This is a genomic window from Streptomyces sp. W16 (assembly GCF_033194735.1).
Classification (GTDB): Bacteria; Actinomycetota; Actinomycetes; order Streptomycetales; family Streptomycetaceae; genus Streptomyces.
In genome coordinates this window covers 1-10,404 of record NZ_JAWOAI010000358.1, presented here as the reverse complement: position 1 = coordinate 10,404, position 10,404 = coordinate 1, and the positions used below count along the sequence as shown (strand labels likewise).

Annotated in this window: 7 protein-coding genes; 2 read left to right on the top strand and 5 right to left on the bottom strand. The window is 69.0% G+C overall.

Annotation, left to right across the window (positions count from 1 at the left end; translation table 11 throughout):
- Positions 1-197: 197 nt before the first annotated feature.
- Entirely contained in the window at positions 198-3,011 is a 2,814-nt protein-coding gene (gene secA / locus R6V09_RS35435; protein ID WP_317885566.1) for a preprotein translocase subunit SecA, read from the bottom strand.
- A 268-nt stretch (positions 3,012-3,279) separates the two neighbouring features.
- Here secA and R6V09_RS35430 point away from each other — a divergent pair, with 268 nt between their 5' ends.
- Both R6V09_RS35430 and R6V09_RS35425 read left to right on the top strand, forming a co-directional pair.
- A complete protein-coding gene (locus R6V09_RS35430; protein WP_317885565.1) occupies positions 3,280-3,849 on the top strand; it encodes a GNAT family N-acetyltransferase in 570 nt (189 codons plus the stop codon).
- A 58-nt stretch (positions 3,850-3,907) separates the two neighbouring features.
- The gene (locus tag R6V09_RS35425; protein WP_317885564.1) at positions 3,908-5,083 is read left to right on the top strand and encodes a winged helix-turn-helix domain-containing protein; all 1,176 of its coding nucleotides are present in this window, start codon (positions 3,908-3,910) and stop codon (positions 5,081-5,083) included.
- Positions 5,084-5,086: 3 nt separating this feature from the next.
- Here R6V09_RS35425 and R6V09_RS35420 read toward each other — a convergent pair whose 3' ends face one another.
- The 4 genes from R6V09_RS35420 to R6V09_RS35405 form a co-directional block, all read right to left on the bottom strand.
- Positions 5,087-5,833: a response regulator transcription factor gene (locus R6V09_RS35420; protein ID WP_317885563.1), complete on the bottom strand. Its 747-nt coding sequence runs from the start codon at positions 5,831-5,833 to the stop codon at positions 5,087-5,089.
- A 205-nt stretch (positions 5,834-6,038) separates the two neighbouring features.
- Positions 6,039-6,731, bottom strand: a complete 693-nt coding sequence (gene hpf, locus R6V09_RS35415; protein ID WP_200713180.1) for a ribosome hibernation-promoting factor, HPF/YfiA family — start codon at positions 6,729-6,731, stop codon at positions 6,039-6,041.
- Positions 6,732-7,044: 313 nt separating this feature from the next.
- On the bottom strand, positions 7,045-8,136 hold the full coding sequence (locus R6V09_RS35410) for a ComF family protein (RefSeq protein WP_317885562.1): 1,092 nt from the start codon (positions 8,134-8,136) through the stop codon (positions 7,045-7,047).
- Between the two features lie 323 nt (positions 8,137-8,459).
- Positions 8,460-10,298, bottom strand: a complete 1,839-nt coding sequence (locus tag R6V09_RS35405; RefSeq protein WP_317885561.1) for an LpqB family beta-propeller domain-containing protein — start codon at positions 10,296-10,298, stop codon at positions 8,460-8,462.
- Positions 10,299-10,404 lie beyond the last annotated feature (106 nt).

The following is a 10,404-nucleotide window of genomic DNA, read 5'->3' as shown; positions in this document are numbered from 1 at the left end:
CCGTCGTACCCACAGCGCCCCCGCGCCTGCCCGCAACGCGCCCGCACCCCTACCCGCCCGCCGACACGCCAAAGGGCCGGGCACCTTCACGATGCCCGGCCCTTCAAGATCTCCTCGCGGGAAACGGCCCCGACGAGCTCAACCCCTCACTCAAGGGGCCGCCCGCCACGGCTCACCGCCCGACCCGCGGAGCGACGTCACTTCTTGCGACGGCTGCCCCGGCGCCCCTGCTTGCGGCGCTCCGCGCGCGTGAGGCCGTCCGCCTCGGAGCGCACCGGCTCGTCGTCGCTGGTGAAGTCGCCCTCGACGATGCCGCCCTCGCCGTCCACGCTGGGCGCGGAGAAGTGCAGCCGGTCCGGCCGCTGCGGTGCGTCGAGCCCCTTGGCGCGGATCTCGGGACGGGCGCTCGCCTGCGCGGGCACCGTGTCCTCCTTGTCGAGGGACGGCTTGTCGTCCTCCACGGGGACTTCCTCGACCTGCTGCTCGACCTGGACCTCCAGGTTGAACAGATAGCCGGCGGACTCCTCCTTGATGCCGTCCATCATGGCGGTGAACATGTCGAAGCCCTCGCGCTGGTACTCGACCAGCGGGTCCTTCTGGGCCATCGCGCGCAGGCCGATGCCCTCCTGGAGGTAGTCCATCTCGTAGAGGTGCTCTCGCCACTTGCGGTCCAGGACCGACAGCACGACCCGGCGCTCCAGCTCACGCATGATCTCGGAGCCGAGCTGCTCCTCGCGCCCCTCGTACTGCTCGTGGATGTCGTCCTTGATGGACTCGGCGATGAACTCGGCGGTCAGACCGGCCCGGTCCCCGGCCGCCTCCTCCAGCTCCTCCACGGTGACCTTCACCGGGTAGAGCTGCTTGAACGCGCCCCACAGCCGGTCGAGGTCCCAGTCCTCCGGGAAGCCCTCGGCGGTCTCCGCGGCGATGTACGCGTCGATCGTGTCGTCCATGAAGTGCACGACCTGGTCCTGCAGGTCCTCGCCCTCCAGGACGCGGCGGCGCTCGCCGTAGATGACCTCACGCTGCCGGTTGAGGACCTCGTCGTACTTGAGGACGTTCTTGCGGGTCTCGAAGTTCTGCTGCTCGACCTGCGACTGGGCGGACGCGATCGCGCGCGTGACCATCTTGTTCTCGATCGGCACGTCGTCCGGAACGTTCGCCATCGACATCACGCGCTCGACCATCTGGGCCTTGAACAGCCGCATCAGGTCGTCGCCGAGGGAGAGGTAGAAGCGGGACTCGCCCGGGTCGCCCTGACGGCCGGAGCGACCGCGCAGCTGGTTGTCGATACGGCGCGACTCGTGCCGCTCGGTGCCGAGGACGTAGAGGCCGCCGAGATCCTTGACCTCCTCGAACTCGTCCTTGACCGCCTGCTCGGCCCGCTCCAGGGCGGCGGGCAGGGCCTGGGCCCACTCCTCGATGTGCTCCTCGGGGTCGAGGCCCTGCTGGCGCAGTTCCGCCTCGGCGAGGTCGTCGGGGTTGCCGCCGAGCTTGATGTCCGTACCACGGCCGGCCATGTTCGTGGCGACCGTCACGGCGCCCCTGCGGCCGGCCTGGGCGATGATCGGCGCCTCACGGTCGTGCTGCTTCGCGTTCAGCACTTCGTGCTGGATGCCGCGCTTGGCGAGCTGCTGTGAGAGGTACTCGGACTTCTCGACCGACGTCGTACCGACGAGGATCGGCTGGCCCTTCTCGTGCTTCTCGGCGATGTCGTCGACGACCGCCTCGAACTTCGCGACCTCGGTGCGGTAGATCAGGTCGGACTGGTCCTTGCGGACCATCGGCCGGTTGGTCGGGATCGGGACGACGCCGAGCTTGTAGATCTGGTGGAACTCGGCGGCCTCGGTCATCGCCGTACCGGTCATGCCCGAGAGGTTGCTGTAGAGGCGGAAGAAGTTCTGGAGGGTGATCGTGGCGAGCGTCTGGTTCTCGTCCTTGATGTCCACCCCTTCCTTCGCCTCGATCGCCTGGTGCATGCCCTCGTTGTAGCGGCGGCCGGCGAGGATACGGCCGGTGTGCTCGTCGACGATCATGACCTCGCCGTCGATGACGACGTAGTCCTTGTCCTTCTTGAAGAGCTCCTTCGCCTTGATGGCGTTGTTCAGGTAGCCCACCAGCGGGGTGTTCACCGACTCGTAGAGGTTGTCGATGCCCAGCCAGTCCTCGACCTTGGAGACACCGCCCTCGTGGATGGCTACCGTGCGCTTCTTCTCGTCGACGTCGTAGTCACCCGTCTCCTCCAGGCCCTTGAGCGAGTTGCCGGCTTCGCCCTTCTTCAGGCGGGTGACCAGCTTGGCGAAGTCGCCGTACCACTTGGTGGCCTGGTCGGCCGGGCCGGAGATGATCAGCGGCGTACGGGCCTCGTCGATGAGGATGGAGTCGACCTCGTCGACGATCGCGAAGTTGTGGCCGCGCTGCACCAGTTCGTCCTGCGACCACGCCATGTTGTCGCGCAGGTAGTCGAAGCCGAACTCGTTGTTCGTCCCGTAGGTGATGTCGCACGCGTACTGCTCGCGACGCTGGGTCGGCGTCATGTTGGCGAGGATGCAGCCGACCTCAAGGCCCAGGAACTTGTGGATGCGGCCCATCATCTCGGAGTCGCGCTCGGCCAGGTAGTCGTTGACCGTGATGATGTGGACGCCGTCTCCGGAGAGGGCGTTCAGATACGCGGGCAGGGTGCCGACCAGGGTCTTGCCCTCGCCGGTCTTCATCTCGGCGACGTAGCCGAGGTGCAGGGCCGCGCCGCCCATCATCTGCACGTCGTAGTGACGCTGGCCGAGGACGCGCTTGGCGGCCTCGCGCACGGTGGCGAACGCCTCGGGCAGCAGGTCGTCCAGGGTCTCACCATCGATGTAGCGCTGCTTGTACTCCTCGGTGAGGGCCTTCAGCTCGGCGTCGGAGAGGTCGACGAAGTCCTCTTCGATGGAGTTGACCTGGTCCGCGATGCGGTGCAGTTTGCGCAGGATCTTGCCTTCGCCTGCACGCATGATCTTCGAGAGGACGGACACGGGGGTTGGTCTCCTTGCCGGTCGGGCCTGGGACGGTCGGTTTCCAATGACATGGCTGAGCAACGGCCATCGTATGCGAGGACCCCGCCACGCCGGGAGCCTGCCGGGGACGCCGACCGTCCACTACTTCAAAAACGCTTCAAAGGGGACAACGGCCGGGGGTCGCCGATGGTGCCGCGTCGTTCCGAGGAATTGCGCGAAATGTGATCACTCGCTCACACAGCGCAAAAGCATGGCGTCCTTGTGCGCCCCCGAGCAGAATCGGCCGATGGAACCCGTCACGCTCACGACCGACCGTCTCCTCCTGCGCAGCGTCGGCCCGCAGGACACCGATGTCGTGTATTCCGCCGCCCAGGACCCCGAGATCCAGCGCTGGACGACGATCCCCTCGCCCTACCTCCCGGAGCACGCGCGGAGTTTCACCGAGCAGTTGGTCCCCGAGGGCTGGGCGAACTGTTCGATGTTCACCTTCGGTGTCTTTCTCCCCGAAGGGGAGTTGGTGGGCATGCTCGCCATCACGATGCGTTCCCTGGGCGTCGGCGAGGTCGGCTTCTGGGCCACGAAGCAGTACCGGGGCAACGGCTACATCACCGAGGCGACCGTCGCCGTCTCCCGCTGGGCGTTCACCCGGCTGTCGATCGACCGCGTCGAATGGCGCGCGGAGGTCGGCAACAAGGGCTCCCGCGCAGTCGCCGAGCACGCCGGTTTCACCGTCGAGGGCACGCTCCGCTCCGCGATCAACAACAAGGGCGTACGACGGGACTGCTGGGTCGCCTCCCTGCTCCCGTCCGACCTGGGCCTGCCCTCGACCGCGCCGTACCTGCCCGCCCAGCCGTAGCGCCGCGAATCCGCAGGTCAGCACGCGTTGTCAGTGGCACCCTCTATCGTGCGGAGACATGACGAGTGCCCCGCGCCCCACGACCGACCTGTCGGCAGCCGACGCCCGCCGCATCGCCCTGCGCGCACAGGGTTTCCTCGGTGCCCCCGACCGCCGCGCGGGCGTGCGCGGCGTGCTCCGCCATCTCGGCGCGGTCCAGCTCGACACCATCTCGGTCCTCGCCCGCTCCCACGAACTGATCCCGTACGCCCGCCTCGGCGCCGTCCCCCGCAAGACGGTCGAGGACGCGTACTGGACCCAGACGCACGCCTTCGAGTACTGGTCCCACGCGGCCTGCATCCTCCCCGTCGAGGAGTGGCCCCATTTCGCCTTCCGCCGCCGCGCCTACCGCGGCCGACCGCACTGGAACCACGACCTCCCGGACGGCACCTACGACCAGGTCATCAAGCAGCTCCGCGCCGAAGGCCCCCTCACCTCCACCGAATTGGGCGGCGCCAAGCGCACCAGCGAGTGGTGGGACTGGTCCGGCGCCAAGGTCGCCGTGGAGCGCGCGCTCATGTACGGCGAGGTGGTGTGCGTGGAGCGCCGCGGCTGGAAGCGGGTGTACGACCTCGCCGAGCGCGCGATCCCGGATCAGCTGCTGCACGACGAGCTGGATGACACGGAGTGCCTTCGCCGTCTGGTAGGCCTGGCGGGCCAGTCGCTGGGCGTCGGCACGCGCGCGGACATCGCCGACTACCACCGCCTCAAGGGCGAGCAGGTCGACGCGGTGATCGCCGACTCGGGTCTGGTCCCGGTCACGGTGGAGGGCTGGGGCAAGCCGGCCTGGGCCGACCCGGCGGCCTTGGAGACCGCCCCGCGCGGTCGGCATCGCACCACGCTCCTGTCGCCGTTCGACTCCCTGATCTGGGAGCGGGCACGCACGGAGCGGATCTTCGGCTTCACCCACCGCCTGGAGGCCTACGTCCCCAAACCGAAGCGGATCCACGGCTACTTCGCGATGCCGGTCCTCGCCGGCGGCCAGTTGGTCGGCCGCGTCGACCCGGCGCGGGAGGGCCGCACCCTGGTGGCCAAGCAGGTCGCCCTGGACGGCGCGAAGGCCGTCCCGTCCGTGGCGCAGGCGCTGGTCGAGGCCGCGAGCTGGGTGGACTGCACAGACGTACGCGTGGAGCGGGTCGACGCCCCCGAACTGCGCGGGCCCCTCGCCGGAGAACTCCTGCGCCTGCTGGCGTGAGGGTCACCGGATTTCGAGGATCTTCTCCCGCATCGCGTAGACGACGGCCTCCATCCTGGAGTGCAGCTGCAGCTTCTCCAGGATGTTGCGCACATGGTTCTTCACGGTGTTCTCGGAGATGAACAACTGCTTGGCGATATCGCGGTTGTTCATACCGGTGGCGACGAGTTTGAGAACCTCCAGCTCACGGTCGGTGAGCCGCGGCGCGGGCACCAATCGGCGCTCGTCGGTGCGCTGGATCATCGACTTGAACTCGGTGAGCAGTTTCGACGCCATGGAGGGGCTGATCTGCGACTGTCCGTCGGCCACGGCGCGAATGGCGGTGGCCACCTCGTCGGTCGAGATCTCCTTGAGGAGATATCCCGTCGCACCCGCCTTGATCGCGTCGTAGAGATCGGCCTCTTCGTCACTGATCGTCAGCATGATGATCTTCGCGCTGGGCGCCACCTCCTTGATGGAGGTGCACGCCTCGATCCCGCCCCGCTTCGGCATCCGTACGTCCATCAGGACGATGTCCGGCAGCAGGTCGGCGGCCTTGTCCACGGCCTCGGCGCCGTCGCCCGCCTCGCCGACGACCTGGATGTCCTCCTCGGCCGCCAGCACGATCTCCAGGCCTCGGCGGAAGAGGGCGTGGTCGTCCACGACAAGGACTCTGATCGGCTCCTTGCGTGTCGAGCCCGCTTCCGGGCCCATGCCGACGACGCCGCCGTCGGCATCCTCGACCTGCATCGGTCCGAAGCTGTCCGCCATCGTTCCTCCCCCTGAAGGCTGTGGCCTGTGGTCCTGCGCCATCGCCAACCCAAGGCAGCGGCCCACCGGTTGGGCGCTGTGCGGCCATGATTCCATGCCTGGACGACAGTGCGGTCACGGAGCGGGGCGCGAAGTGGTCGCACACCGGTGCCCCTGGGGGCGCACACGCGCTCCAGGGGCACCGGCTCAGCTGTCGCCGGTTGGGTCAGCCGCCCAGCGTGCCGCCCGCCGCGGGCGGTTGCGCCTGGGTGACCATCGGGTCGGTGCTGAGGTGGATGACGCCGTAGTCGTAGGCGTGCCGCCGGTAGACGACACTCGGTTCCTTGGTCTCGGAGTCGACGAACAGGTAGAAGTCGTGTCCGACCAGTTCCATCTCGTAGAGGGCCTGGTCCAGGGACATCGGAGAGGCGACGTGGGTCTTCTCGCGGACGATGAGGGGGCCTTCGCCCTTCACTTCCAGCGAGCCGATCTTCTTGGTGGGCACACCGTCCGACTGCTCGTCCGGGACGGCGTGGCCGTTGCCGTTGAGCGTCGCCGCGCCCGGGACGTGGTCGGGGACCTCGGCGGCCGTGAGCCGACGGGCACCGCGGCGCGTGTGACGCTTGTCGTGCTGCTTGCGCAGCCGGGCATCCAGCTTCTCCGCCGCGAGGTCGAGCGCCGCGTACGGATCGTTGGCCGATGCCTCCGCCCGGATCACCGGACCGCGGGAGCGGAGCGTGATCTCCACTCGGTCGCAACGGTCGGCCTGTCGGGGGTTGGGCTCCTTGGACACCTCGACGTCGAGGCTGATCACCTTGCCGTCGAGCTTCTGGATCTTCTCCAGCTTCAGCTTCTCGGCCACGTGCTTGCGGAACCGCTCGGGCACCTCGGTCTTGCGGCCCTTGACGACGATGTCCACGCAGAACTCCGTTCCCGGATCACTCCGCTTCGCTGCGGAGCGTCTCCCTTTTGCACCAGGCTCCGGTCACCCCGGAACCTCGGACTCGGTGACTTCCACCTCCTCCTCCCCCATGGGCAAGATCTCCACCCCATGGCCGCGGGTGATTGCAGAAAACCCGCAGCACGGCATTCGGATAGGAGAGGTGCGGCCTGCGCCTTTCTCTCACAACCGAACATATCTCGCCCGGACGGATGTCGTCACCCTCTACTGCGGCGTACCTCCGTTCAGGTGAATTGGCCCTGTTGTTACCTGCAACGACGCAAGTTTGCAGTCAGTTCCGGTTTATTTCGAAGGAATCTGGCGATGCCGCGATCACAGCCGCGCAGATCAGGTCACCAGGGCCGTTCACACCCACGATTCCCGGTGCACTGAGTGCCATGTGTCGCCCCTTCTCCTTTGATGCCTGCATCTGTTCCCCTCTGCCTTCCCGGGACACACCCGCGTACACAGCCGCGGGTGCTCCAACTGCTCCTCCTGGCCCATCGCAGGTGATCGCCTCACGCACGGCACGCGCCGCCTCCCGCAACGAGGCGCCCGTCGTCATCAGGTCGTCGACGAGCACGACCGGACCGCCGACCAGCAGCCGGGCACCACCCGCGACCACTTCCAGGGCACCGGCGAGATTGTCCAGCCGCTGCCGGGAGTTGAGCCCCGACTGGTCGGCCACCCACCGCCGCTGCCGCAGCACGGCCACCACCCGGGCCGGCGTCCCGCTCCGCCGCAACTCCCCCGCCGCCGCCAGGGCGATCCGCCGCGCCGGATCATGCCCGCGAGCCCGCACCACCCCACGTGCGGAGGGCACGGGAACAAGCAACACCGGCGCCTCGGCACCGCTCCGGAACCGGACGTCGCCTACCACCGGCCCGTGTCGCCCCGCGGGTGCCTGCTGCACTCCCGCTGCCACCTCCTCGGCCCAGTCCCCCCACTCGCCCTCGCTGCCCTCATCACTCTCCTCCCTCGGCTCACCGAGTCCCGGCACCCAGTCCCCGTCCAGCCCCGCCAAACGTCCACGTTGCCCCGCCAAACCCCCGCCCTGCCCCGTCACAGCCCCATGGCCCCGCACCCGGCACTCCCGGAGCCCCGCCCGGACAGCGCCCGCGAGAGCCGCGCCCAGCGGCCCCGCGAGGGCCAGCGAGCCTCGTTCCTTGTGGGCGAGGAGCACCGCGCGCACCTCGTCCGCGTAAGGAACCGCCGCATACGTCGCCGGCAGCCCGGACGGCTCGGGCACCGGTCGCACCCGGCTCGGTACGGCCCCGCTCAGGGCGGCACGGCACTCCGGGCAGAGCACCGTACGAGGCATCCCGCAGCCTCCGCACTCGGCCGGCAGCACCAGATCCGTGAGGTCCCGCCACCACCCCCGCATGCCCACCACTGTGCCAACGCCCTCGCCGACCGGCCACCCCTGTGGACAACCGATGGACGCCTGCCTGTGGACAACTCCGCGCCACCGCGGACAGCCGTCCCCCACACGAGTGCGGGTCCGCCCCGGAACACACGAACGGCCGCCTCCTGCCGAGCCTCAGCCCGGCCGAAGACGGCCGCTCTTCACTGCCTCACCCGAGATCGACGGGCACGTGCCTCGGGTCCACCGGCGAGCACCGCACGCCGCATGGATCCGGACAGCGAGCGCCCCTCACCCCAGATCAACCGGCAAGCACCTCAACCCAGTTGGACCAGCGATCATCCTTACCCCGGGTAAACCGGTGCCGACCCCGTCTTGACCACTTGCTGCCACTGCGCCCCGGTCGGCAGCCGTACGATCCCGTCCTCCGAGTAAGCCACCAGCGGAAGCTTGTCGTCCTCGGACGCGGCGATCTCCTTCACGCCGGTCAGGGACGTGGGCGCCGGACCTTCCGGTGTGGAGCCGTCGACCTGGACGTACCTCATCTGCTGCACGCCGTCCTTCGCGCGCCCCGCCACCACGAGCCGGCTGTCCCCGGCCCACGACATGGCCGTGATCTCCTCCAGGTCCGGGGTCGCGGAACGCAGTTCGAGGACCGAGATCACCGGCTGCTCCCCGGTAGCCCCGCTCCGCTGGATCCGCCCGATCAGCAGGGACCGCTTGCCGTTCTTCTCCACGACGAGCGCGATCCGCACCCCGTCGGCCGCCACCCGAACCGACTCGATCCGGCCGTCCAGCCCCAGGGTGTCGACCGCGATCGGCTCGCCGGCGCCCTGCTGCAGCAGGAGCAGCCGGGGGTTCTTCGGGTCCCGGTCGGCCACCCAGAGGTCGCCCTGCACATCCCAGCTGGGAGCCGTCAGCCGGTCGGCCGCCGTCTTGCCCTGGCTGGTCAGCACGGGGTCCCCGAGCGACGCGCCCGACACCATCGACCCGACGTAGAGCGACTTCCCGTCGAGACTGACCCCGGCCCCTCTCTCCTCGTCACGCGACACCGCCACCGACCCCAGCTGCTTGGTGCCCTCGCCCAGGGCACCTGGTACCGCCTCGGTGTGCGTGCCTCTGCTGCCGCCGGGTATCCGCACAACCCGGTGCTTGTCGTCGAGGAAGTACAGGTACACGGGGTGGTTCACGGGGCCGCGTGCCACGAGGGACTCCGCGTTGTTCTCGGAGTACACGCACAGCTGTGCGCCGTTGGCAGCCTGCAGCTCGACCTCGTCCACCGTGGGGGTCATGGTCTGAAGCGTGTAGAGGATCTGGGTCGCCATCTCGTTGCACCGGGCCAGCCCCACCCGCGAGGCCTTCTGGTTCAACGGGACCGTCAGTTTGTTCTGGTCGTCGGGGGTCAGCGAGGTGACCCCCTTGCGCAGGGCCGTCCCGGTGGGGAAGCTCGACCTGACCACGGGCCCGAGCCAGCTGGTGGGCCCGCTGAGGAGCGAACGCACCATCTGCGTCATGGGGTCCACCCGCCGCCGTACGAACACGGGGTCCGCCACGGCGATCGGCTGCGGGGTCGTCCCGGCCGTCGTGTTCGACGCGAAGTAGTACTTGTTGACCGACATGTAGTTGCGCTGGAAGTCCGAGCTGCCCATGACGACGCCCTGCGGCAGCCCGTCGATACGCCACTGCCCGCTCTTCGCGTCCTTCGCCAGGTGCACCCGCTGGCTGTACTGCCCGTCCGCCGGCGAGTACGCCTGCTGCGAGTCCACCGTGGCGACCCGGTCACCGGTCAGTGTGTACGTGAAGGCGTCGCTGTCCTCCCGTCCGCCGGGGGGACGGACGATCTCCGTGCTCGGCCCGTCGGCGAGCACCGTGGTGGACGCCTCCGGCTGCCAGCCCCGCGCCGCCTTGGCGGTCAGGTACAGGCGTGCCGTCTTGTAGCTCGGATCGTCGCTGGTCAGCGCCTCCAGGAAGCCCTGCACGATCTCCCCCTGCGTCGCGTCCTCCCGGGGAGGCATCGCGAAAACCCGCACCTGGGTGTCCTGTCGCGGCGTCGACTCGACACCCCGGAGGTCCCCGCTGTCCGGCATCGAGGCACATCCCGCCAGCACTACGACGCCACACGCGACGTACGCCGCCGCGCGTGCCGGCTTTCGCCGGGCGCCCCCCTCGCGGTCAGCGCCCACGAGATGCCTCCCCCTGCTTGTTCGATTCCTCCGGCTCAGCGGCCGGGTCCGTACCGCGCGCGGTGTCACTCCGAGGCGCGTCCGCGGTCGACCGGCCCTCCTGGCG